General features: G+C 71.5%; 23 protein-coding genes and 1 other RNA gene. 15 read left to right on the top strand and 9 right to left on the bottom strand.

What is annotated here, in order from left to right; all coding sequences use genetic code 11:
- The first annotated feature begins 3 nt into the window (after positions 1–3).
- On the top strand, positions 4–1,884 hold the full coding sequence (locus tag AMR74_RS08010; RefSeq protein ID WP_053771552.1) for a PINc/VapC family ATPase: 1,881 nt from the start codon (positions 4–6) through the stop codon (positions 1,882–1,884).
- 147 nt (positions 1,885–2,031) lie between these two features.
- Positions 2,032–3,174, top strand: coding sequence for a citrate synthase (citZ, locus tag AMR74_RS08005; protein ID WP_053771551.1), 1,143 nt, complete (start codon positions 2,032–2,034; stop codon positions 3,172–3,174).
- A 93-nt stretch (positions 3,175–3,267) separates the two neighbouring features.
- Here the strand turns inward: citZ and AMR74_RS08000 are convergent, their stop codons facing one another.
- The 3 genes from AMR74_RS08000 to AMR74_RS07990 form a co-directional block, all read right to left on the bottom strand.
- Complete coding sequence (locus tag AMR74_RS08000; protein WP_053771550.1) at positions 3,268–4,503, bottom strand: digeranylgeranylglycerophospholipid reductase; 1,236 nt, start codon at positions 4,501–4,503, stop codon at positions 3,268–3,270.
- Between the two features lie 217 nt (positions 4,504–4,720).
- Complete coding sequence (locus AMR74_RS07995) at positions 4,721–5,584, bottom strand: 2-oxoacid:ferredoxin oxidoreductase subunit beta (protein WP_053771549.1); 864 nt, start codon at positions 5,582–5,584, stop codon at positions 4,721–4,723.
- 3 nt (positions 5,585–5,587) lie between these two features.
- Complete coding sequence (locus AMR74_RS07990; RefSeq protein ID WP_053771548.1) at positions 5,588–7,345, bottom strand: 2-oxoacid:acceptor oxidoreductase subunit alpha; 1,758 nt, start codon at positions 7,343–7,345, stop codon at positions 5,588–5,590.
- A 426-nt stretch (positions 7,346–7,771) separates the two neighbouring features.
- Between AMR74_RS07990 and AMR74_RS07985 the strand changes: the two genes are divergently transcribed.
- On the top strand, positions 7,772–8,416 hold the full coding sequence (locus tag AMR74_RS07985; protein ID WP_053771547.1) for a ferredoxin--NADP reductase: 645 nt from the start codon (positions 7,772–7,774) through the stop codon (positions 8,414–8,416).
- 82 nt (positions 8,417–8,498) lie between these two features.
- Here the strand turns inward: AMR74_RS07985 and AMR74_RS07980 are convergent, their stop codons facing one another.
- The gene (locus AMR74_RS07980; RefSeq protein WP_053771546.1) at positions 8,499–8,957 is read right to left on the bottom strand and encodes a hypothetical protein; all 459 of its coding nucleotides are present in this window, start codon (positions 8,955–8,957) and stop codon (positions 8,499–8,501) included.
- A gap of 148 nt (positions 8,958–9,105) precedes the next feature.
- Here AMR74_RS07980 and AMR74_RS07975 point away from each other — a divergent pair, with 148 nt between their 5' ends.
- A complete protein-coding gene (locus tag AMR74_RS07975; RefSeq protein WP_053771545.1) occupies positions 9,106–9,519 on the top strand; it encodes a DUF7548 family protein in 414 nt (137 codons plus the stop codon).
- Positions 9,520–9,619: 100 nt separating this feature from the next.
- Positions 9,620–9,931, top strand: an RNA gene (gene ffs, locus AMR74_RS17140) — signal recognition particle sRNA.
- A 322-nt stretch (positions 9,932–10,253) separates the two neighbouring features.
- Here ffs and AMR74_RS07970 read toward each other — a convergent pair.
- The gene (locus AMR74_RS07970; protein WP_053771544.1) at positions 10,254–10,838 is read right to left on the bottom strand and encodes a GNAT family N-acetyltransferase; all 585 of its coding nucleotides are present in this window, start codon (positions 10,836–10,838) and stop codon (positions 10,254–10,256) included.
- 153 nt (positions 10,839–10,991) lie between these two features.
- Between AMR74_RS07970 and ligA the strand changes: the two genes are divergently transcribed.
- The 7 genes from ligA (at position 10,992) to AMR74_RS07935 (ending at position 18,884) form a co-directional block, all read left to right on the top strand.
- Positions 10,992–12,860: an ATP-dependent DNA ligase LigA gene (ligA, locus tag AMR74_RS07965; RefSeq protein WP_053771543.1), complete on the top strand. Its 1,869-nt coding sequence runs from the start codon at positions 10,992–10,994 to the stop codon at positions 12,858–12,860.
- An 88-nt stretch (positions 12,861–12,948) separates the two neighbouring features.
- The gene (locus tag AMR74_RS07960) at positions 12,949–13,815 is read left to right on the top strand and encodes a hypothetical protein (RefSeq protein WP_053771542.1); all 867 of its coding nucleotides are present in this window, start codon (positions 12,949–12,951) and stop codon (positions 13,813–13,815) included.
- 35 nt (positions 13,816–13,850) lie between these two features.
- Complete coding sequence (locus tag AMR74_RS07955; RefSeq protein ID WP_053771541.1) at positions 13,851–14,585, top strand: MBL fold metallo-hydrolase; 735 nt, start codon at positions 13,851–13,853, stop codon at positions 14,583–14,585.
- A gap of 93 nt (positions 14,586–14,678) precedes the next feature.
- Complete coding sequence (locus tag AMR74_RS07950) at positions 14,679–16,274, top strand: hypothetical protein (RefSeq protein WP_053771540.1); 1,596 nt, start codon at positions 14,679–14,681, stop codon at positions 16,272–16,274.
- A gap of 67 nt (positions 16,275–16,341) precedes the next feature.
- Positions 16,342–16,746: a cytidine deaminase gene (gene cdd, locus AMR74_RS07945; RefSeq protein ID WP_053771539.1), complete on the top strand. Its 405-nt coding sequence runs from the start codon at positions 16,342–16,344 to the stop codon at positions 16,744–16,746.
- Positions 16,747–16,803: 57 nt separating this feature from the next.
- Positions 16,804–17,622 carry a nucleoside phosphorylase gene (locus AMR74_RS07940; RefSeq protein ID WP_053771538.1) on the top strand — a complete coding sequence of 273 codons (819 nt, stop codon included), beginning with the start codon at positions 16,804–16,806 and terminating at the stop codon, positions 17,620–17,622.
- 80 nt (positions 17,623–17,702) lie between these two features.
- Entirely contained in the window at positions 17,703–18,884 is a 1,182-nt protein-coding gene (locus AMR74_RS07935; RefSeq protein WP_053771537.1) for an NAD(P)/FAD-dependent oxidoreductase, read from the top strand.
- A 120-nt stretch (positions 18,885–19,004) separates the two neighbouring features.
- Here the strand turns inward: AMR74_RS07935 and AMR74_RS07930 are convergent, their stop codons facing one another.
- Together AMR74_RS07930 and AMR74_RS07925 are read right to left on the bottom strand one after the other, a co-directional pair.
- Entirely contained in the window at positions 19,005–19,538 is a 534-nt protein-coding gene (locus tag AMR74_RS07930) for an Rrf2 family transcriptional regulator (protein ID WP_053771536.1), read from the bottom strand.
- Between the two features lie 108 nt (positions 19,539–19,646).
- Entirely contained in the window at positions 19,647–19,865 is a 219-nt protein-coding gene (locus tag AMR74_RS07925) for a hypothetical protein (protein ID WP_053771957.1), read from the bottom strand.
- A gap of 133 nt (positions 19,866–19,998) precedes the next feature.
- On the opposite strand from AMR74_RS07925, the gene rocF reads away from it, so the two are divergent.
- Positions 19,999–20,904 (top strand): arginase, encoded by a 906-nt coding sequence (rocF, locus tag AMR74_RS07920; protein WP_053771535.1) that lies wholly within the window; start codon positions 19,999–20,001, stop codon positions 20,902–20,904.
- Between the two features lie 21 nt (positions 20,905–20,925).
- On the opposite strand, the gene AMR74_RS07915 is transcribed toward rocF, so the two are convergent.
- Positions 20,926–21,225 carry a DUF7565 family protein gene (locus AMR74_RS07915; protein WP_053771534.1) on the bottom strand — a complete coding sequence of 100 codons (300 nt, stop codon included), beginning with the start codon at positions 21,223–21,225 and terminating at the stop codon, positions 20,926–20,928.
- Between the two features lie 120 nt (positions 21,226–21,345).
- Here AMR74_RS07915 and AMR74_RS07910 point away from each other — a divergent pair, with 120 nt between their 5' ends.
- Entirely contained in the window at positions 21,346–22,137 is a 792-nt protein-coding gene (locus tag AMR74_RS07910) for a PHP domain-containing protein (RefSeq protein ID WP_053771533.1), read from the top strand.
- 10 nt (positions 22,138–22,147) lie between these two features.
- On the opposite strand, the gene AMR74_RS07905 is transcribed toward AMR74_RS07910, so the two are convergent.
- Positions 22,148–22,648, bottom strand: a complete 501-nt coding sequence (locus AMR74_RS07905) for a metal-dependent hydrolase (RefSeq protein ID WP_053771532.1) — start codon at positions 22,646–22,648, stop codon at positions 22,148–22,150.
- A 131-nt stretch (positions 22,649–22,779) separates the two neighbouring features.
- Here AMR74_RS07905 and AMR74_RS07900 point away from each other — a divergent pair, with 131 nt between their 5' ends.
- Positions 22,780–23,901 carry a pyridoxal phosphate-dependent aminotransferase gene (locus AMR74_RS07900; RefSeq protein WP_053771531.1) on the top strand — a complete coding sequence of 374 codons (1,122 nt, stop codon included), beginning with the start codon at positions 22,780–22,782 and terminating at the stop codon, positions 23,899–23,901.
- Positions 23,902–23,958 lie beyond the last annotated feature (57 nt).

The raw sequence follows: 23,958 nt of genomic DNA, 5'->3' as shown, positions 1-23,958 counted from the left end.
GGTATGAACGTAGTACCGGACACGAGCGCGGTCGTCGACGGCCGCGTGTCCGAACGCGTCGCGGACGGGACCTACGAGTCGGTCGCCGTGTTCGTCCCGGAGGCGGTCGTCGGCGAGCTCGAGTCGCAGGCGAACGACGGGCTCGAATCGGGCTGGGACGGGCTGAGCGAGCTGAAGCGGCTCGCCGACTACGCCGACGACGGGCGGATCGAGCTGCGGTACGTCGGCGAGCGCGCGAGCGGCGACGCCCGCTCGAACGCCCACGAGGGCGACGTGGACGCGCTGATCCGCGACCTGGCCGCCGACCACGACGCGACGCTGCTGTCGAGCGACGTGGTCCAGGCCGAGGTCGCCCGCGCGAAGGGGCTCGACGTCGAATACGTCGAGCCGGTCGCCCGTGGCGTCGTCGACGAGCTCCCGATACAGGACTTCTTCACCGACGAGACGATGTCGGTCCACCTCAAGACGGGGACCGTCCCGAAGGCGAAGCGCGGGAGCCTCGGCGAGATGCGCTACGTCGAGATCGCCGACGAGCCGAGCGAGGAGGCCCAGATGCGCGAGTGGGCCAACTCGATCGTCGACCTGGCCCGCCAGTCGAACGAGGGCTTCATCGAGCTCTCGGACGACGGGATGGACATCGTCCAGTTCCGCAACTACCGGATCGCGGTCGCCCGGCCGCCGTTCGCGGACGGCATCGAGATCACGGCGGTCAGGCCCATCGCGAAGACGAGCCTCGACGACTACGAGTTCGCCGATGAGCTCCGCGAGCGGTTCAAAGAGCGCAAGCGCGGCGTGCTCATCTCCGGGTCGCCCGGGGCCGGGAAGTCGACGTTCGCGCAGGCGGTCGCCGAGTTCCTGAACGACAGCGACTACGCGGTGAAGACGATGGAGAAGCCGCGCGACCTCCAGGTCGGCCCGGAGATCACGCAGTACGGCGCGCTCGGCGGCGCGATGGAGAACACCGCCGACTCGCTCCTCTTGGTCCGCCCCGACTACACCATCTACGACGAGGTCCGGAAGACGAACGACTTCGAGGTGTTCTCGGACATGCGGATGGCCGGCGTCGGGATGGTCGGCGTCGTCCACGCCTCCCGCGCCATCGACGCGCTGCAGCGGCTCGTCGGCCGCGTCGAGCTCGGGATGATACCTCAGATCGTCGACACCGTCGTCTACATCGAGGCCGGCGAGGTCCACACCGTCTACGACGTGACCACCGAGGTGAAGGTGCCGGCCGGACTCACGGCCGAGGACCTCGCCCGCCCGGTCATCCAGGTGTCGAACTTCGAGACGGGCCGGCCCGAGTACGAGATCTACACGTTCAACCGCCAGGTCGTCACGGTGCCGCTGAACGAGGACGGCGGCGAGGCGAACGGGGACTCCGGCGTCGGCCGCATCGCGAAAAAGGAGATCGAACGCGAGATCAAGTCGGTCGCGCACGGCCACGTCGACGTGGAGCTCAACGGTGACGACGAGGCGGTCGTCTACGTCACCGAGGGCGACATCGGCACGGTGATCGGGAAGGGGGGCGGCCGCATCGCCGACATCGAGAACCGCCTCGGGATCGACATCGACGTCCGGACGCACGACGAGAAGCCCGGCGGGTCGGGCCCGGGCGGCGCCGCCGACAACGGTCGCGGCGACGGGCAGGTCGGCGCCGAGCGCGGCACGGTGGTCGCGCCGGAGATCACCTCGCGTCACGTCGTCATCGACGTCGACGACGGCGTCGGCGAGACGGTGGAGGTGCGCGCCGACGGCGAGTACCTCTTCACCGCCACCGTCGGCCGCGGCGGCGAGGTCCAGGTCTCCCGCGGCTCCGCCATCGCCGAGGAACTGGAGGACGCGATCGATCGGAACCGCACGGTGACGGTCGTTCCGGCGCGGTAAGCGAGGCCGTCCCCGGTCGGTCGCGCCGCGAGCCGGACGTTTCCGAACGCTGTCACGTCGTCGGACGACGCGGCGAGGTACCACGATCGTCGTATCGTATCCCTCCTGAAAGATAACGCTTTTTTGACGGCCTTGACAACTCGGGGTATGGCAGATGAGTTAAAACGCGGGCTCGAGGGCGTCCTCGTCGCGGAGTCGGATCTGAGCTACGTCGACGGCGGGGTCGGAAAGCTCGTGTATCGGGGGTACGACATCGAGGACCTCGCGCGCGGCGCGAGCTACGAGGAGGTGCTATATCTGCTGTGGCACGGTTCGCTCCCCGGCGCCGCGGAGCTCGACTCGTTCGCCGCCGACCTCGCGGCGGAGCGCGAGGTGAACGACGACGTCATCGAGACGGTCCGCGCGCTCGCGGACGCCGGCGAGCGGCCGATGGCCGCGCTCCGGACCGCGACGTCGATGCTGTCGGCGTACGACCCCGACGCCGAGGGCGACGGCGGCGAGGCCACCCTCCGTCAGGGCCGCCGGATCACGGCGAAGATCCCGACGGTCCTCGCCGCGTTCGAGCGCGTCCGTCAGGGCGAGGAGCCGGTCGCCCCCGACCCCGACCTCTCGCACGCCGGGAACTTCCTCTACATGCTCACCGGGACCGAGCCCGACGCCGTGAGCGAGGAGACGTTCGACATGGCGCTCACGCTCCACGCCGACCACGGGCTCAACGCCTCCACGTTCACCGCGATGGTGATCGGCTCGACGATGGCCGACGTCTACTCCGGCGTCACCGGCGGCATCGGCGCGCTCTCCGGCCCCCTCCACGGCGGGGCCAATCAGGACGTGATGGAGGTGCTCCACGAGATCGACGCCTCCGCGAAGGACCCCGTCCAGTGGGTGAAAGACCGGCAGGACGACGGCGGCCGTATCCCCGGGTTCGGGCACCGCGTCTACAAGGTGAAAGACCCCCGCGCGAAGATCCTCGAAGAGAAGCTCCGCGACCTCGCCGAGTCGTCCGGCGACACGAAGTGGCTCGACTACACCACCGCCATCGAGGAGTACCTCACCGACCAGGGGCTCGTCGAGAAGGGGATCGCCCCGAACGTCGACTTCTACTCCGGCTCCGTCTACGACTCGCTCGGCATCCCGCTCGACATGTACACGCCCATCTTCGCGATGAGCCGCGTCGGCGGGTGGATCGCCCACGTCGCCGAGTACCAGGAGGACAACCGCCTCATCCGTCCGCGCGCGCGGTACACCGGCCCCGAGGACGCCGAGTTCGTCCCCATCGACGAGCGATAGCGACCGCGACCGACGCGGTCCGTCTCCCGACGCGCTTTCTCTCTTTCAGCGTCACGGACGCTTCGACGTCGCCGCAGGTTCTTTGACGGCCTCTCAGACGTCGAGTCGCTCGCGGGCGAACTTCGTGAGCAGCGGGATGTCGTCGAGGTGAAGCAGCTTCGCCATCGCGCGCTTGTCGCCCTGGTTCGCCCGTTCGAGGGTGTTCTCCTCCGCCTCCTTGAGGTCGCGCATGAACCGGTCGTAGCGCTCGTTGGGCGCGAGGTACAGCAGCCGCGTGAGCATCAGCCGCGCCTTCATCCGCGGGGCCACGTCGCGGTGCCACAGCCGCTCGTACACCGCGAGGCTCTCGGCGTCGAGGCGACGCTCCGAGTCCGTGAGGCATCGGTCGACGGTGGCCGCCGCGGCGCGGGCGGACTTCATGCCCTTGTGGATCCCCTCGCCCCACAGCGGGTCGATGGTCGGCACGGTGTCGCCGATCGCGAGGAAGCGGTCCGTGTGCATCTCGTCGGGCATCTGGATGTGTGCGGAGCCGCGGTGGACCTTCCCGTCGATGCGCTCGGCGTCGGCGAACCGCGGGTCGCGGCTCACCCAGTCGTCGAGGTAGCCGTCGACGGTCTTGCCCGCCTCGGCGAACTCGCGGTGGCGGTCGTTCTGGATGTAACAGATGCCCACCTTCGCGGTGTCCTCGCCGGTCGCGAAGATCCACGAGTAGCCGCCCGGCGCGATGTCGTGGTCCAGGCGGAGCATCATCGCCCGTCGGAGGTCCGCGTACTCCGGGTGGTTCATCTCGACGCCCTCCATCTCGTACTCGATGCCGATCGCCTGGTTCTCGCGTTCGAGGTCGACGACGTCGAGCGCGCTCGCGAGGGGCGCGGCCGGGCCGGTCGCGTCGATCACCACGTCGGCGTACAGCTCCTCGTCGCCGTTGTACCGCACCCCCTCGATGACGCCGTCGTTGTCGAGGATCGGTCGGGAGACGCGCGCGTCGAATCGGTACTCGGCGCCGTTCTCGCGGCCGTCCTCGACGAGGAACCGCTTGAACTCCGCGAACTCCAACACCGCTCCGGGCTGGTAGCTCTCGTAGTACTCGTTTGGCGACTCCAGCACCACGTCGTCGGTGTAGGACATCACGACGTCGTCGGGGATCCCGAACGAGGACATCATCGACGGGAACGTGCCGGCGGTCGACTTGTTGCTCTGTCGCGGGAACTCGTCTTCCGACTCCGTCTCTAAGACGACGACGTCGTAGTCGCGCGTCGCCAGGTCGCGGGCGCACTGCGCACCCGCCGGCCCGGCGCCGGCGATAGCGACGTCGTAGCGATCAACCATACACGCCAGTTGCGGACCCTCCTAATTAGGCTTGCTGAAACCCGACGGAAAATACGTGCGAACCCGCTCGTTCGCCCGGTTTTGGCCGTCGAGAGAGGTCGGAATGCGGGCGGGTTCGACGGGCGTTCGAAGTCGGCTCCGACCCTCCGATCGCGGGGGGAGGCGGACCCGTTCGCGAGGGTCGGTCCGTGGCCCGGCGGCGGGCCCGCGACCCGGCTCAGTAGAACTCGCGGACGAGGTCGGTCGCGCCCTCGGGGGCGCCGTCCGGGAGCACGGACATGTCCTCGTCGACGCCGTGCTGCTCGTGGTACGGCACCGACGACTCGTCCCTGTAGATGACGCCCTGGTGTTCCTTCTCGTTGTCGAGGATGACGTCCTTCGCCGCCTCGCGGTCGGTCGGGTCGTGGTCCGCCTCCTTCAGGTCGACCAGCGAGTCGCGGAAGTAGTCGTAGGTGTCGACGTCGTTGAAGGTGACGCACGGCGAGTAGACGTTGACGAAGCCGAACCCGTCGTGCTCGATGGCCTCCTGGATGATCTCCTGGTGGCGGAGCGCGTCCGAGGAGAACGACTGCGCGATGAACGTGGCGCCCGAGGCGAGCGCCAGCGCGTGCGGGTTGACCGGGGGCTGTTTCGGGCCCTCGGGGCTCGTCGACGTCTCGAAGTCCTCGCGGGAGGTCGGGGAGGCCTGCCCCTTCGTCAGCCCGTAGATGCGGTTGTCCATCACGACGTACGTGATGTCGACGTTGCGCCGGACGGCGTGGACGAAGTGGCCCGCGCCGATGGAGTAGCCGTCGCCGTCGCCGCCGGCGACCATCACTTCGATGTCGGGCCGGGCCATCTTGACGCCGGTCCCGACGGGGAGCGCGCGCCCGTGAACGCCGTGGAGCGCGTAGCTGTGCATGTACGTGCCGATCTTCCCGGAACAGCCGATGCCGGCGACGACGAAGGTGTTGTCGGGGTCGTTCCCCGTCTCCGCGAGCGCCTTCATCATCCCGTTCATCGTCCCGAAGTCGCCGCATCCCGGGCACCACGTCGGCTGCTTGTCGGACTTGAAGTCGGTGAATCGAATGTCTGAGCTCATTGGTTACGCCTCCACCCCCGCTTCGAGGGTCGACTTGATCTCCGCTGCGAGTTCGTCGGCCTTGAACCGCACGCCGTTGTACTTGTTCACGCGGTCGACCCGTTCGAGCACGTCGTGCTCGACGAGGTCCGCGAACTGCCCCTGCTCGTTACACTCGACGACGACCGTCGTCTCGGCCGCCGCCACGTCCTCAGAGAGGTCCGGTCGCGGGAAGATGTACGGGACCGAGAGGACCCGCACGTCCTGGCCCTCCTCGTCGAGGATGTCGACCGCCTCGGCGAGCGCGCCCTCGTTCGACCCCCAGGTGATGACGAGGTCGTCGGCGTCCGCGTCGCCGAACTCGCGCGGGCTCCAGTCCTCGCGCTCGCGGGCCGTCTCCACCTTCCGGTTGCGCTTGTCGACCTGCGCGACTCGCATCTCGGTGTCCTCGGTCCGGCGGCCCTGCTCGTCGTGTTCGAGGCCGGTGGACATGTGCGCGCCGTCGGCCGTGCCGGGGAACGCCCGCGGCGAGATCCCGTCGTCGGTGATCTCGTGGGGCTGGAAGCCGCCCGAGTCGCTCATGTGGTCGTCGATCGTCGTCTCGTCGACGACGTTCCCGCGGTCGACCTCCACCTCGTCCATGTCGAAGGTGTCCGGGGAGAACGTCTGCTCGGTGACCGCCATCGAGAGGTCGGCGGTGAGGTAGACGGGGACCTGGTACTTCTCGGCGAGGTTGAACGCCTCGACCGTCTTCCAGAAGCACTCGTCGATGGTGGTCGGCGCGAGGACGAACCGCGGCACCTCGCCGTGGCCTCCGTACAGCATCTGGTTCAGGTCGCCCTGCTCCTGTTTCGTCGGCATCCCCGTCGAGGGGCCCGAGCGCATCACGTTACAGATGACGAGCGGCGTCTCCGAGGTGGCGATGAGCCCGAACGTCTCGGTCATCAGGTCGATCCCCGGCCCGGAGGTCGCCGTCATCGCGCGGGCGCCGCCGCGGGCCGCGCCGAGCGCCATGTTGATCGCCGACAGCTCGTCTTCCGCCTGGACGACGTGGCCGCCGTACCGCTCGATGCGGCCGGTGAGGTACGTCATCACGTCGGTCGCGGGCGTGATCGGGTAGCCGGCGTAGAAGCGGCAGCCGGCCGCGATGGCGCCCATGCCGATCGCCTCGTCGCCGTTGAGGAGGACGTAGTCCTCGTCGGTGGTCTCCAGCGAGTAGTCGAACTCGTGGTCGTACTCCTCGGCGACGTACGACTGCCCCGCGCGGGCGGCCTCCTTGTTGTTGTCGACGAGCTTCTGTCCCTTGTCCTTGAACCGCTTCTCCAGCGCCGAGTCGAGGTTCTCGATGGGGAACTCCGCAACCTCGCAGGCGGCGCCGAGCGCGACGACGTTCCGCATGATCGCCCCGCCGGCCTCCTCGGCCAGGCTCTTGAGCGGCACGTCGAGGCCGATCATCCCCTCGGGGATCTCGACGTCCTGCATCGTCGTCCGCTCGCCGTCGTAGATGATCACCGACCCCTCGTGGAGCTCGTCGAGGTTCTCCTCGATCGTCCGGGGCGTCAACGCGATGAGCACGTCGAGTCGGTCAACGACGCTCTGTACCTTGTCGACGGAGGTCCGCACCTTGTAGGCGGTGTACCCGCCTCGGATCCGCGATGCGAAGTCCTTCGACGTGAACACGTGCCGACCCGCGCGGGAAAGCGCCTGTGCGAAGATCTTCCCCGTCGAGTCGATGCCGTCGCCGGCCTCCCCGCCGACAGCCCAGTTGAAATCCGCAGCCATGTGCTATGAGCAAGGTTCCGGCGGACTCATCAAAAGGCTTCTGGAAGGAGCCACCGAGGCGTTTCTGGACGAACGTGCCCGCTCTCGCGAATATTGTCGCCTCTAAGCTGCTATATCGGATTTAAATGGATTATAATCAAACATACGTTCACCATATTCCTCACGATCGACCCTTCGCGTCGGACCGGTTTTCGACGACCGTCGAATACTCTCGGTCGGGGCCGGCCCCCGCGACGCCGCGACGGGCCGTCGCGTCAGCGAGGTGAGTGCGTCGCGTCGGCGCGGCGAGAACGTCGACTCGGACGGACGAGCGCGTCCGCGCTGCCCCGGACGCGTCGGTTGAGGCGCCCCGCCGGAACCGGTTTCGACACGGGCAGGACCGACGCCGACGGGAAGGCGTTTGTGTCTCCCCCGCCGATCCGAAGTATGGACACGACAGCGACGGTCGAGTCGGTCGAGTCGGTCGGGCCCGACACGTACGCCCTCCGCTTCACCGCGCCCGAGGGGTTCGCGGCCGAACCCGGACAGTTCGTGAAGCTCGGCACCGAGATCGACGGCGAGTCGGTCGCCCGCTTCTACACCCTCTCGTCGCCCCGCGTCGGCGAGGCGTTCGAGGTCACGGTCGGGATCGACCCCGACGAGGGCGGCGACTTCTCGGCGTTCCTCTCGGACGCCGAGGCCGGCACCGAGATGACCCTCTCCGGCCCGTTCGGCGACCAGCACTACGACGGCGAGCCCCGCGCCGTCGTGATCGCGGGGGGTCCCGGGGTCGGCCCCGCGGTCGCCATCGCGGAGCGCGCGCTCGACGAGGGCGCCGAGGCCGCGGTCGTCTACCGCGACGACGACGTCGCCCACGCCGACCGGATCGACGCGCTCCGCGAGCGCGGCGCCGCGGTCCGCCTCCTCGACGCGGACGAGCCCCTGACCGACGCCGTCGCCGACGTGCTCACCGGGACGACCGGGGAGACGGTGTTCGTCTACGGGTTCGCCGACCTCGTCGCGGACGCGGAGACCGCGGTCGACGCGGCCGGCGGCGACGCCGACGCCGCGAAGGTCGAGAACTTCGGGTAGTCGCGGCTGCCCGGACGGCGCCCTCCCGCGTGCGCTCCCCGCCGGTGCTGCCGCGCTTTAGCCACCCCGCGCGAGCCGCCGGCTACGTCTCGAAGTCGGGCAGGTCGTCCGGCGCCTCGAAGTCGGCCTCCCAGTCGATGTACTCCTCTTTGAGCGTCTCGCAGACGATCTGTCCCAGCTCCGTGAACCCGGCGTTGATTGCGGAGACGGTGCCCCACGAGTCGAGGTCGGGGTGGAGGTCGCGCTCCTTCCAGTCCTCGGGGAGCCCCGGCGCGTGGTAGCCGACGCGGTCGGCGAAGTCGTCCCAGAAGAAGTCGAACCGGGAGACTAGACCGAGGTCGACGGCGATCCGCCAGTCGTCTTCGTCCATGTCGCTGCCGGCGGCCCACTCCCCGAACGCCTCATCCCACGCGCCCTCGCGCAGGAACGCCTCGAGCTCGTCGCGGCGGTACTCGCCGCCCGCCACCTCGGCGTCCTCGTACTCGTTCGGGTCGACGGCGGCGAGTTCGGGGGGGTCCGGCGGCTCGACGTCGAGTGTCATGCCCTACGATGGGCGCCGATGAGCCAAAACCCTACGGGAACGGGGCGCACCGAGCCGCCCTCCTCTATCGCGCGTCGCGTCGGCCCGCCCCGCCGGCCCGCCGCGACCGATCCGGTCCTTTTACCGCGGCGCCGTCCCGAGGGTCGGTATGGACCTCCGCGCCGTCTCGCGTCGGGTCGGGATCGCCGCCGCCGTGGTCACCGTCGTCGCGCTCGTCGCGCCGTACGCGCTCATCACGGGGCCGGAGTACACGTCGCAGCTGGCGACGTACTACGCCTCCGGCGTCGTCGGCTGGGGCGGGATCGCGCTGTTCGCGCTGCTGTCCGCGGTCGTCATCGCCTCCGTCGAACGCGGGAACGTCGACCCCGGAACGCTCGCGGGCGTGGCGGTCGTCCTCGGCGTCGCCACGACCGCGAGCGCCGCGAGCTGGGCGCTGGCCGTCGAGCCGAGCCCGGTGTTCCGCGACCACCTCTGGCTCGTGTGGCACGCGCGCGCCGTCGTCGCGCTCTCCGTCCCCGTCCCGCTCGCCGCCGCGGCGTACGCTCGTGGCCTGCTGACGTAGTCGCGCCCCCGGCTCCGCGACGGCTCGCCCCGCCCCGCCCTGCCCCATCCCGCCGGCGTCCGCCGAACGAAAGGCCCTTATGCCGCACCCGAATATCATCGAACGGACTAGGTCGGGCGGTTAGGCCCCGCTCGTCACCCGTGAGGCAGTCTTCAGCGGGGACCGAACAGCGGGCACGTCCGGTCAGACCGGCGCGGGCCCCGAGAGCCAACGTGGAAGCCTCGTCCGCCGGGGACAGCGGTCCGTGGCGCCCGCTCGCAGGAGCGGTCCGTCGCGGTTCGTCGGCGACACCGGGTCAGGCGCGGAAGCGAGCAGCCCACCGCCGGACGCCCGTCGCTCGTCGGGTCGCGGGGTGGAGGAGGCAATCGGGATACCCCGTGACGGAACGTCGGGCTACCCCGCCTGTCCGCCATTCATACTTCGTTTCGTTCGAGGAGTGGCGACGCTGCGGCGTTCCGTTCGTCGGTGTGAGCGCCGATACCACGACCGCGAACACCGCCGAAGCCCAAGCCGCGAGGCGGTGCGGACCCGACACTACTGGACCGAACCACTCCGAAGCCCCAGTCGCGACTGCCCCTTCGAGTCCCGCCCCCGCACCGCACGGCACCTCACGCCTCCCCAGCCTCGCGGCTCCCTACGGTCGCCGCGTCCCTCGCGCGTGCTCCTCGCGGTCGCCGAGGGCGGCCGCTCGCCGGCACGCGCCACCGCGACCTCAAAAGCAGTTGTATCGCGACTCAGCGACCGGTGTCGTACTTGTACGTCGCCGAGTCCGGGTCGATGCCGAAGTCCTCGGCGGACTCCTCGGGCTCGTCGTCGCCGGTCGGCTCGGCGTCTTTGAACGCCTTCCGGAGGGCACTCGGCATCTCGAAGGCGTCGACGGCCAGTTCGAGGCCGACGACCCCGCCCCCGAGGAACTCCCGCTTCTCCGTCAGGCGGTCCGAGAGCGCGGGCGGGAGGTCGTCGGTGTCGACGCGCTCGAACCCGAACTGCGCGAGGTAGTCGGGCTGGTCGGTGAGGACGTACACCGTCTCGAACCCGTCCGCGGCCGCGGTGTCGACGAGGCGCTCGACGACGTGCGCCCCGACGCCGCGCCGGCGCCACTCCGGGAGGACGCCGATGCCGGTGAGCTCGATCCGGTTGGCCTCGTCCTCGTCGCCGCGGTGGAGGCGGAGGCGGCCGAACCCCGCCCGGTCGCCGGACTCCTCGTCGACCGCGATCACGTAGTCCCGCGACCGGAAGGCGACGTCGTCGAGCCCCAGCTGCTCGATGGCGTCCAACAACCACGCCTCGTCACGGTTTTTGGCGTCGCGGACGTACATGAACGCCCGTACGAGACCGGAGGTGAAAAGCGGTTCCCCGCCGCCCCCGTCCGCCGGCGTCCCCCGCCGCGACGCGGATCCGCTCGCCCACCGCGCCCCGCCGCGCACGGCGCATCGGGCCGCTTTTGCCCCCCGACCACCGACCGGACGCGTATGGAGTTCGCCGCGCTGGCCGAACGGGCGGAACGGGTGGCCGCGAACGACGGCGACATCGAGACCACGCTCGCGGTCGCCGACCTGCTCGCGGACGCCGACGGCGCCGCGGACGACGGCTCGACCGACGACCTCCCGGTCGTCGTCCGCTTCCTCCTCGGTCGCGTCTTCCCCGCCCACGACACGCGGACCCTCGACGTCGGGCCCGCGCTCTGTCGCGAGGCGATCGCCCGCGCCGCGGGGCAGAACGTCTCGGCCGCCGACGTGGAGGGCCGGCTCGCGGAGCGCGGCGAGATCGGCGCCGTCGCGGCCGAGTACGACCTCGGCGGCCAGCGGGGGCTCGCCGCGTTCGGGAGCGGCCGCGACGCGCTCACGGTGGCCGCGCTCGACGAGGAGCTGCGCGACCTCGCGGCCGCGAGCGGGGAGGGAAGCGAGTCGCGCAAGCGGGACGCGCTGTTCGGCCTGTTCACGCGCTGCTCGCCGAGCGAGGCGGCGTTCCTCGCGCGCCTCGTCCTCGGCGAGATGCGGCTCGGCGTCGGCGAGGGGACGGTCCGCGACGCGGTCGCCGAGGCGTTTCTCGCGTCGCCCGCGACCGCCGAGGAGTCGTCGAACGAGGCGGGTTCGGAACTCGCCGCGCCCGACGACGCGGTCGCGGCCGTCGAGCGGGCGCTCCAGGTGACGAACGACTACGGCCGGGTCGCGGTCCGCGCCCGCGACGAGGGGGTCGCGGGGCTCCGCGAGGAGTCGCTGCGCGTCGGCCGACCGGTCCAGGCGATGCTCGCGCAGGCGGGCACCGCGACCGACGCGCTCGACGCCTTCGGCGAGGTCGCCGTCGAGACGAAGTTCGACGGCGCCCGCGTTCAGGTCCACTACGACCCCGGAGGCGACGACGGAGCGGGCGGCGGCGACGCCGCGGCCGGCGGCGACGAGGCGCTCGGCCCGAGGCTCTACTCGCGGAACATGGACGACGTGACCGAGGCGCTCCCCGAGATCGTCGAGTACGTCGCCGAGCGCGTCGACGTCCCGGTCATCCTCGACGGTGAAGTCGTCGCGGTCGACGACGACGGCGACCCGCTCCCGTTCCAGGAGGTGCTGCGACGCTTCCGTCGGAAACACGACGTCGACCGCATGCGCGAGGCGGTCTCGCTGCGGCTCCACGCGTTCGACTGCCTCCACGCCGCCGGCGACGACCTGCTCGACCGCCCGCTCCGCGAGCGGCACGACCGGCTCCGCGGGGTCCTCCCGGACGCGGCCGCGGAGCTCACGCTCGCGGACGACCCCGACGCGATCGCGGCCGCGGAGCGGACCGCCCTCGACGCGGGCCACGAGGGCGTGATGCTGAAGAACCCGGAGGCGGCGTACACGCCCGGCGACCGCGGCCGCGACTGGCTGAAGCGCAAGCCCGACGTGGAGACGCTCGACGCCGTCGTCGTCGGCGCCGAGTGGGGCGAGGGGCGCCGAGCGGAGCTGTTCGGCACGTTCCTCCTCGCCGTCCGCGACGACGAGGGGGACGCGAGCGACGCAGCGGGCCGTGACACAGCGGCTCGTGACGCGGCCGACCGCGACGCCGACGCCCCCGTGCCCGCGGGGTACGCGACGGTCGGCAAGGTGGCCACGGGGATCACCGACGAGGCGCTGGCGGACCTCACCGAGCGGCTGGCGCCGCACGTCGTCGAAGAGACGGGAACGACGGTCGCGTTCGACCCCGAACTGGTAGTCGAGGTCGGCTACGAGGAGATCCAGACATCGCCGACGTACTCGGCCGGCTACGCCCTCCGGTTCCCGCGGTTCGTCGGCGTGCGCGAGGACAAGGGGGTCGGCGACGCCGATTCGCTCGCGCGGGTCCGCCGGCTCGCCGGCGACGAGTGAGCCGCGGTCGGCGGGCCGGCGGCGACGCGACCGCGCCCGGCGTTCCGCCACGCGAAACCCCTTGACCCCTCGGCGCGTAGTGACGCCCATGCCAGGCCCGCTCGGGGACGCGACGCGGCGCGACCTCACCGACGCGGCCGCCGCCCGGCTCGCCGGCGACGGGTTCGCGGTCGACCGCCCGGAGAGCGGCGTCGAGCCCCCGGCGGTCGCGACCCGCGGCGACGAGCGGATCGCGGTCGAGCCGCTCGCGCCCGACGACGCGACGCCGACCGTGATCGTCTCGCGGCTCGGCCACGCGCTCGACCGCGACCGCAGCGTCCTGTTCGTCGCTCGCGACGACGCCACCGCGGCCGCCGTGCGCGACCTCCTTGCCGACCCGCCGCTGCTGGCCGCGCGCCGCGACGGCCGGCGGACCTTCCACCTCGGTCCGGACCGGATCCCGGTCGCCGGCGGCGGCTACGCCTGCGTTCGCGCCGAGGGGCTCGGCGACCCGACGTTCGCGTGGCGCGAGACGGACACCCCGGTCGGCCCGGTGACGGCGGACTCGGGAGTCGACGCCGCCGCGGTCGACGAGGCGGGCCGCCCGGTCGTCCCGCGGCTCGTCTGCGAGGTCGACGGGACTCCCGTCGCGGTCCTCGCCGGCGTCGAGAGCCTCCGGACGCCGCCGGACGCGGCGTTCCCGTTCGCGTACCGCCGCGACCCGGACGACAAGCGGTTCCGGGTCCGGCGGGGCGACGACGGGGCCGTCGTCGAGACGCTCGGCGGCTTCGGGGCGATGCGCGACGCCGGATACGTCCCGGTCCCGATGCCGCTCGTCCCCGAGCACGCGCTGGGGCGCTCGCTCGGGGACGACGCGCTCGCCGCGGCGTGGGACCTGGTCGTGATCGACGACGGGCCCGACGCGGCCGGCGGGACGCGCGGCGCGGGCGACGACGCCGGCGACCGCGACCGATAGCCACCCTCAAGGCGCCCGCGGCCGGACCCCGTGACATGACGGTCCGATTCGAGGAGCTCACCGTGGAGTGGCTCGGCTACGCGACGGCGCGGCTGGAGACGGACGGGGGGCCGGTCGCCTACACCGACCCCGGTCGGTACGGCGTCCTCGACGACTACTGGGCGCGCGACGGCGACCTCGTCGTCGTCACCCACGACCACCACTACGACAGCGACGGCATCCGGTCGGTCGCGAGCGAGGACGCGACGGTGGTCATCTATGAGGCGGTCGACCCCGCGGGCATCGACCGCGACGTGGAGCCGATCGACGCGCTCGCGGCCGACTACGACGTGGTCCGCGTCGGCGAGGAGGACCGCGTCGACGTCGACACGCCGGCCGGCGAGGTCACGGTGTGGTCCGTGCCCGCCCACAACGACTCCGAGGGACCGAACGCCGACGCCGACGGCTCGGTCGCGCACCCGCCCGGCTTCGGCTGCGGCTACCTGCTGTCGCTCGGGGGCCGCACCGTCTTCTGGCCCGGCGACTCGGACGCGCTCGACGGGTTCGCCGAGCTGGACGTCTCCGTCTTCCTCGCGAACATCGGCGGGGGCGGCATCGTCGCCGACCGGCGCGCGGCGGCCGACCTCGCCGAGGCGATGGCCCCGGACCTCGTCGTCCCGGTCCACTACGACACCTTCGACCTGCTGGAAGCGGACGGCGAGGCGTTCGCGGGCGACGTGGCGAGCCGCTCGATCCCCGTCGCGCTCGACGCGCGCTCGGCGAACCAGTAGGCGCGCGGGCCGGGCGGAGCCGTCGTGGGAACTCGACCCGTACGCTCTCGCGGCCGGTGACCTTTTCACCTCGCCGACTCCTTCCCCGGTCGCATGACCACCGAGTCCGCGCTCGCCGACGGGGTCCGGGAGGCGCTTTCGGTCGACGCCGAGGCGTTCGCCGAGCGCGCGGCCGAGGAGGCCGAGATCGTCAAACAGGAGCTCCGCGACGGCTCCTTCGACAACCACCAGTCGATCGTCGGCTTCGAGTACGAGTTCTACGCGGTCGGCGACGGGCGGTGGAGCGAGGAGTCGCGGGCGGGCGAGTACGCGCTGATGCGCGTGCCGCGCCGCCTGCTGGAGCTGATGGGCTTCGAGAAGGAGCTCGGGCTCCACAACGCCGAGATGTGTACGAGCCCGCAGCCGCTCTCCGACCACGGGCTCCGAGCGCAGCTCGCCGAGGTCCGCGCGCGCCTGGAGGCCGCGGAGAACACCGCCGGCGTCGAGGGGATGCGGCTCGTCTCCGACGGCCTCTGGACCATCCCGCCCGCGGGCGAGACCGCGGAGGGGTACCTCACCGACAGCGTCGAGGTCGACGGCGTCGTCGTCGCGGTCAACATGAGCGACGCGGTCCGCTACCACGCGATGGCGAACGCGGACCCCGACGCGGCGGACGGGGACGGACCCGACGACGCGCGGTCGGCGGGCAGCCGCGTCGAGCTCTCCGCCCCCGGCGTGTCGCTGGCGGCGGACACGGTGATGCCCGAGAGCCTCATCACGTCGATCCAGCCGCACTATCAGGTGGCGCACGCAGAGACGCTACCGCGGCACTTCCGGTACGCGCTCCGGATCGCCGGCCCCCTGCTCGCGCTCGGCGTCAACTCCCCGTTCTTCCCGCCGGACCTGTACGACGACGGCTGGGACGGCGAGCGGATCCTCGCGGAGGGGGCGACCGAGAACCGCGTCCACGTGTTCGAGTCCGTCCTCAACGCCCGCACCGACGCGGACAAGGTGCGGTTCCCGCGGGACTTCCGCGACGTCGAGACCGCGGTCGACCGCATCGCGGCCGACGAGACGCTGATCCCGATGCCCGACCCGGGCGGCAGCGACCGGTTCGACGACGACTTCGCGACGTTCCGGACCAAACACGGCAGCTACTGGCGGTGGGTGCGGCCCGTCTTCGAGGGGGCGAGCCGCTCGGCGGCGAACGCGCGCATCGAGTTCCGCCCGATCCCCGGCCAGCCCACGGTCCGCGACTCCATCGCGTTCCAGGGGGCGTTCGCGGGCCTGCTGCAGTCGCTCGCCCAGCGCGAACACCCGGTCATCGGGCTCGACTGGGAGACCGCTCGCGACAACTTCTACGCGGCGGTCGCCGACGGGCTCGACGCCGAGATGGAGTGGATCGGTCCGGACGGCCAGCACACCACGGACACGGACGCGCTGTACGAGGACCTCCTCGACCACGCGGAGGCCGGGCTCCGGACCGCCGGCTGCGCCGCCGACGAGGCCGCCGAGTGGGTCGCGCCGCTCCGGTGGCGCGTGGCCAACCGGACGACCCCGGCCAGCTGGAAGCGCGACCGCGTCCGCGCCCGCCTCGACGACGGCGACGACTTCGAGACGGCCGTGGTCGACACCCAGCGCGAGTACATCCGCCAGCAGGCCGACACGCTCATCGACGGCGGCTTCTCGGCGTGGGTGGACCGCGCCTGACCGGACCGCGGGCCCGCCCCCGACCGCGACACAGTACAGTTATCGGCCCGCCGCGTCACGCGCCGGTATGGACGACCTGATCGCCGCGGCGCGCGAGGCCTTGGACGCCGCCCACGTCCCGTACTCCGAGTACCGCGTCGGCGCCGCGCTGCGGACCGCTGACGGCACCGTGTTCACCGGCTGTAACATCGAGAACGCCAACTACTCCAACAGCCTCCACGCCGAGGAGGTCGCGCTCGCGGAGGCGGTGAAGAACGGCCACCGCGAGTTCGACCGGATCGCGGTCTCGTCGGGCGTCCGCGACGGCGTCACGCCCTGCGGGATGTGCCGGCAGACGCTCGCCGAGTTCGCGGCCGACGACCTCGTCGTCGCCTGCGACGAGGGGGGCGACGCGGTGACCGAGTACACCCTCGGCGAACTGCTCCCGAACACGATCAGCGAGGGGACGCTCGACGACGCCAGCCGGGAGTGACGCCGGCGGGCGACCGAGACGGAACTACTTTTAAACGGCTCGACGAAGGGCGGAGACATGACCGACGACAGCGAGGACCCGAACGACGAGGCCGGTTACCACGTCGAGGCCGCGCCCGAGGACGTCGCGGACGCCGTCCTCCTCCCCGGCAACCCCGAGCGAGTCGACAAGATCACCGGGCTGTGGGACGGCCACGAGGAGGTCGCGCGCCACCGCGAGTACCGCACCGCGACCGGCACCTACGACGGCGCGCCCATCTCGGTGACCTCCACCGGCATCGGCTCGCCGTCGGCCGCCATCGCCGTCGAGGAGCTGGCGCGCGTCGGCGTCGACACGTTCATCCGGGTCGGCTCCTGCGGCGCGATCCAGCCGGAGATGGACGTGGGCGACCTCGTCATCACGACCGGGGCCGTCCGACAGGAGGGGACGAGCGACGAGTACGTGCGCGAGGACTACCCCGCTGCCGCGGACGGCGAGGTCGTCTCCGCGCTCGTCGCGGCCGCCGAGCGGCTGGGCCACGACTACCACACCGGCGTGACGATGAGCGCCGACTCCTTCTACGCCGGGCAGGGGCGCCCCGGATTCGACGGGTTCGAGGCCGCCGGCTCGGACGAACTCGTCGCGGAGCTCCGGGACGCGAACGTGAAGAACATCGAGATGGAGGCGTCGGCGATCCTGACGATCGCGAACGTGTACGGGCTCCGTGCGGGCGCGGTCTGCTCCGTCTACGCCAACCGCGTCACCGGCGAGTTCCGGACGGAGGGCGAGTCGCGCGCGGCCGAGACGGCGAGCCTCGCGGTGAAGTTGCTCGCGCGCATGGACGAGGTCAAGCGGGAGGCGGGCGCCGACCGCTGGCACGCCGGGCTCTCGCTGTAACGCGCCGTCCCGCCGCGGGCCGGACCGCCGATCGCGACCGTTCCAAAGCGACTTTACCCGCGCGCCGCGGAGCGGCAGGCATGAGTACACAGGTCGTGGTCGTCGGCTCGGGATACGCCGGCGCAGGGGCGGTCAAGGCGTTCGAAGACGAGGTCGGCGAGGGCGAGGCCGATCTCACGTGGATCTCGGAACACGACTACCACCTCGTTTTACACGAGGTCCACCGCGCGATCCGCAACCCCGCCGTCGAGGACAAGATCACGATCCCCGTCGACGAGATCAAGTCGCCCGAGTCCGACTTCGTTCAGGGCCGGGTCGTCGACGTCGACACCGACGAGCGCGTCGTCGAGACCGACGACGGCACGACCGTCGACTACGACTACCTCCTCCTCGCGGTCGGCTCCACGACCGCGTTCTTCGGCATCGAGGGCTTGAAGGAGAACGCCCGCCAGCTGAAGGGACTCGACGACGCGAAGGCGATCCACGAGGACGTGCGCGAGGCGGCCGCGGACGCGACCCGCTCCGACCCCGCGCAGGTCATCGTCGGCGGCGCCGGCCTCTCCGGCATCCAGACGGCCGGCGAGATCGCCGAGTACCGCGACAAGCACCGCGCGCCGCTCGATATCAAGCTCGTCGAGGGGCTCGACGAGGTCTTCCCCGGTAACGACCCGCAGATCCAGGGCGCGCTCCGCCAGCGGCTCGAGGACGCCGACATCGACATCCTCACCGGCGACTTCATCTCGGAGGCCGACGAGGAGGCTGTCTACCTCGGCGGCGGCGAGGACGAAGAGCCCGAGGAGCTGGGCTACGACGTGCTGATCTGGACCGGCGGAATTACGGGCCAGCCCGAGTTGGAGCACGTCGAGGTCGACAAGGACGACCGCTCGAACCGCGTCCACGCCGGTTCCGACTTCGCCACCAGCGACGACCGCGTGTTCGCCATCGGCGACACCGCCCTCGTCGAGCAGGGCGAGGACGACGTGGCCCCGCCGACCGCGCAGGCCGCCTGGCAGGCCGCCGAGGTCGCCGGCGCCAACCTCGCGCGCGCCGCCCGGGGCGCGCCGCTCCGCTCGTGGACCCACGAGGACAAGGGCACCGTCGTCTCCGTCGGCGAGGAGGCGGTCGCCCACGACGTGGTGGGCATGCCGATCAAGACGTTCGGCGGCAAGCCCGCGAAGCTGCTGAAGAAGGCCATCGCCACGCGCTGGATCGCCAAGGTCTCCTCCGCGAGCCGCGGCGTCAGCGCGTTCGGCGACATGTAAGCGCGGGCGACGCCTTTCGTCGACGCGCCTTCGGCCTCCGACGCTCGACTCCGGCCGTCGACAAATCAGTCCGCGCTCTCCGAGGATTTCTCGAACCGGTAGACGAGTCCCGCTTCTAGATCAGTGTTCGGCCGGCTCGTCGGGCGCCCGCATGTCGTCGATCCGCAGGATGAGAATGTTCGCGGTGTCGTCTTTGCCGTCGACGGTGCCGTCGATGACGAGCTTCGAGAGCGGCGTCGGGCCGACGGTGACGCTGTCCCCCTCGTGGAAGTCGCGGACCGAGCCCTGGACGTGGATCTCGGCGCGGCACAGCTCGGGGTGGTGGACGCTGGAGAGGTCGATCCCGTCGACGTTGGTCCCCTCGACCTGCTCGCCCTCGTGGGAGATCGGGACGTCGGCCGGCTCGTCCATGCGCTGGATGTCGAGCGCCTCGTAGGCGTTCGAGGTGGGCTTGTAGCCGCCCTTCGGACCGGGGACGCCCTCGACGAGCTGGAGGGCCTTGAGGCTCTGCATCTGGTTCCGGATCGTCCCGGGATTGCGGTCGACTTCCTCGGCGATCGCCTCGCCTTTGACGGCGTCTTCCTGTTCCCCGTACAGGTTGATGAGGGCCGTGAGGATGCTCTTCTGGCTCGACGTGAGCTCGATCGATGACATGGTCTCGAATACACGACGCCCCCGCTTAAATGCGATGGAATTCGCTTATAAATGATCGTGTGAAACCGCCTCGACGGCCGGGTACAGCCGGCGCTGCGCGTTCCGGGGCTACTCCCCGCGCAGCCGCTTCATGCGCACGTACGCGAGCGGGCTCGACAGCGCGACGACCACGCCGACGCCGATCAGCGCAAGCCCGAAGTCGACGGCGACGAACGACACCGCGGCGCCGACGAGCCCGATCGCCGCGCCGGTGAACGCGACCGCGATGGTCGCGCCGATCGGCTCGATGTCGCCGGGCTCGACCGAGTAGGGATCGGAACTGCCCATGACCGCCCCGTGGCGGCCCGGGCGCAAAACGGTGTCCGATCCGGCGAGGCGAATCGGGCGCTCTCCGCCGCCCTCGCGGGCCGCGGCCGCGTCGATCCCCACCATTCAAGCGCCGCGGCGTCGCGTACCCGGTATGACCACGGTCAGGATTATCGGCGCGCCGACCGACTACGGGGCGAACCGACGCGGGGTCGACATGGGACCGTCGGCGATCCGGTACGGCGGGCTCGCGGACCAGCTCGCCGGCGCCGGCGTCGAGGCGGTCGACGCGGGCGACCTCCCCGTCCCGCGGGCGGAGGAGCGCGACCCGGACGCGGACGCGCCCAGCGTCGGGGAGGCGAAGTTCCTCCGCGAGACCGCCGACGTGTGCCGGGAGCTCGGCGACGAGGTCGCCGCGACGCTCGACGCCGGCGACGTGCCGCTCGCGCTCGGCGGCGACCACTCGATCGCCATCGGGAGCCTCGCCGGCTCCGCGCGCGACGCGGACATCGGCGCCGTGTGGTTCGACGCGCACGCCGACCTCAACACGCCCGCGACGACGCCGTCGGGCAACGTCCACGGGATGCCGCTGGCGGCCGCCCTCGGGATCGGCGAGTTCGCGGGCGCCGAGTGGGCGACCGCGCCGGGGCTCTCGCCGGAGAACGTCGCCCTCGTCGGGCTGCGGTCGGTCGACGGCGCGGAGGCGGAGCTCATCCGCGAGCGCGACTTCGCCGCGTACACGATGTCCGACATCGACGAGCGGGGGATAACCGAGGTCACGGAGGAGGCGCTCGACGTCGCCTCGGCCGGCGTCGACGGGATCCACGTCAGCCTCGATCTCGACTGGCTCGACCCGAACGCCGCGCCCGGCGTCGGGACGCCCGTCCGCGGGGGCGTCACCTACCGCGAGGCGCACAGCGCGATGGAGATCGTCGACGAGACGGACGCGCTCCGCTCGATGGAGATCGTCGAGGTGAACCCGACGCTGGACCAGCACAACGAGACGGCGGAGCTGGCGACGGAGCTCGCGGCGAGCGCGTTCGGGAAGCGGGTGCTGTAGCTCGGGGACGACAGATCCGCCTCAGACGTTCCGGTCGAGTTCCTCGACGACGCGCTGGAGGTCCGCGGCGGCCTCGATCTCGCCTTTGATCTCCTCGCGGCGCCGGACCGCCGCGGAGTCGGCGTCGTACGCGCGGACGAACTCGGCGCGGGTGTGCTCGTCGAACGCGTGGCGGATCGCGAAGTAGCCGTCCGGGACGATCGTGCCGCACACCTTGCACTCGTGGCGCTGGTGGTCGTTCGTCTGGTGGACGATCGCCGCCTCCACGTCGTCGAAGGCGGCGTCGCAGTCGCCGATGCCGCACGTCCAGCGAGGAGCCATACCGGGAACACTCGCCCGAGGGGGATTAACGGTTTCCCAACTCGGCGAGACGCCGGGACGGGCCGCCGCCGCGCGGTCCGACCCGCGGCCGCGGCACCGTCGTCGTCGAACGATACGCCTTTGCGCGGGCGCGACGACCGTGCGACCGTGACCCGATCGCAAACGCGCGTCGACGCCCACGTCAAGGTGCTCGACGACGAGGTCGTCGCCCGCGCGAAGGCCCGCGGGATCGACGCGCTCGTGTACGCGCCGCACTTCACGCGGCTCCCGACGGTCCGCGAGCGCGCGGCCCGCTACAGCGACGACGAGCTGACCGTCGTCCCCGCCCGCGAGGTGTTCACCGGCGACTGGGGGAACCGGCGGCACCTCCTCGCGCTCGGGCTCTCCGACCCGGTCCCCGACTACATCACCTTCGAGGGCGCCATGGCCGAGTTCGAGCGCCAGGACGCGGCCGTCCTCGTCCCGCACCCCGGGTTCGCCACCATCTCGCTCACGCGGCCCGAGGTGGACGCGCACGCCGCCCGGATCGACGCCGTCGAGACGTACAACACGAAGCTCCTCCCCCACCAGAACGCCCGCGCCCGCCGGACCGCGTCGGAGACCGGCTGCGCCGGCTTCGGCTCGTCGTACGCCCACCTCCCCGGCACGGTCGGCGAGGCGTGGACCGCCTTCGGGGGCGACCTCGACGACGCCGCGGCGGTCGCCGAGGCGTTCCGCGAGCGCCGCCCGCGGACGGTGATCCACCGCGGCGGCGTCGGCCACCGGCTCCGGGGGCTCGTCGAGTTCGCACACCTCGGCTACGAGAACACGTGGGCGAAGCTCGACCGGATGTTCCTCTCCGGAAACGAGCCTACCCTGCCGTCGAACGTCGCCTACGAGGGGCGGTTCGACGACGTGAGCGTCTACGAGTAGCGCGTCGCGCTCACAGTCCGAATCCGGCCGCGGCCTCCGACGCGGCGGACAGGTCCAGATCGAGGCTGACGACGTAGGTGTGGATCGCCCAGAAGCCCGCCAGCTCGATCGCGGTGATGACCACCGTGACGAGGTCGGCGTACTTGCTGCTCGTCGTCACGCCGCTCGGGAATCCGAACTCCCGGTCCGAGAGGGGGTGGAACAGCGCGATACCCCGGCGGCTCCCGACCACGTCGAGGACGTAGTGAGTCAACACGCCGATCCAGACGTACTGGAGGTTCCCGAAGAAGATCGGGTACGCGAGGAACACCGCCAGCACGGGGAGGCTGTGGAGCGTCTTCCGGTGGCGCCCGAAGGCGGTGTCGACGTCGGGGAACAGCGCCCCCAACACGACGGGAACGGTGATCTCGGCGACGGTCGTCGCGGTCGCCGCGTCGAGCCCCGGTTCGAGGATGAAGCCGAGCCCGAGGGCGAGCAGCAGGCCGTTGAGCACGTGGCCGCGTTTGTTCATGTCTCCCCGTGTGCGGGTCGGCAGGTCAAACCACCGGATCGCGGTGACTCGGTGGGACGCCGCGCCTCCCCCGTCGGCGGCCCCGGCGTTCGGGTCGAAAGAGCCACGGCGACCGCGTCCGACCCGACCGTATGGAGTACGAGGAGCCGAAGTTCTTCCACGTGATGCGGTACGCCGCGGCCGCCGACGGCGACGTCATCGACATGGTGAGCGGTAACCCCGACTGGGAGCCGCCCGCCGCGCTCCGGGAGGCGCTCCGCGAGTACGCCGACCTGCCGCCCGCCGACTTCCAGTACCCGCCGAGCGACGGGCTCCGCGAGCTCCGCGAGGCGATCGCCGAGCGCCGCGACGTGGACCCCGAGCGCGTGGTCGTCACCAACGGCACCGGCGAGGCGAACTACCTCGCGATGGCGCGCGCGCTCGACCGCGGCGCCGGCGACGAGGCGCTCCTGATGGACCCGGTGTACCCGTACTACCCGGGGAAGACCCACCTCCTCGGCGGCGAGCCGACGCTCGTGCCCACCGCCCGCGACGGGCGCCTCGACGTCGACGCGGTCCGCGAAGCCGCGAGCGAGGACACCGCGCTGATCGTCTTGAACACCCCGAACAACCCGACCGGCGCCGTCTACGACCTCGACGCGGTCCGCGAGGTCGTCGCGGTCGCCGAGGCGGTCGACGCCGTGGTCGTCGTCGACGAGGTGTACGGTCAGTTCGACCTCGCCGGCTCCTTCGAGTCGGCCCTAACCCTCGACTCCGAGCGCGTGATCGTCACCAGCGGCTTCTCGAAGTCGATGGCGATCACGGGGCTCCGGGTCGGCTACGGCGTGTTCCCCGAGGCGCACGTCGGCGACGCGAAGACCCGTCACATGCTCGTGAACGTCACCGGGGCCCGTCCCTCCCAGTACGCGGTCTACCACGCGCTCGCCGAGGCCCCGGACGACTACTACGCCGAGTCGCGCGAGCTGCTCGCCGACCGTGTCGCGGCCTTCACCGACGCCCTCGACGCGGCCGGCGCCGAGTACAGCCGCCCGGAGGGTGCCTTCTACGTCCTCGCGCGCTTCGAGGGGTTCCCCGGCACGATGGCGAACGTCAAGCGCCTGGTCGACGAGGCGGGCGTCGCCGGCATGCCGGGAGAGGCGTTCGGCACCGCCCGCGACGAGTGGATCCGGTTCGCGCTGGTGACGCCGCGCGCGACCGAGGCGGCCGAGCGGCTCGCGGACTACTTCGCGGACGGGGCCCCGGACTCCCGCTGAGGAACCCCGGCGGGCCGGCGGGCGCTCGTCAGCCGGTCGCTCCCGACGGCCGCCGCG

Origin of the sequence: Halorubrum tropicale, assembly GCF_001280455.1 — an archaeon.
GTDB classification, from domain to species: domain Archaea; phylum Halobacteriota; class Halobacteria; order Halobacteriales; family Haloferacaceae; genus Halorubrum; species Halorubrum tropicale.
Note: the sequence above shows the minus strand (reverse complement) of the source record. Positions and strands in the feature narration are given on the sequence as shown.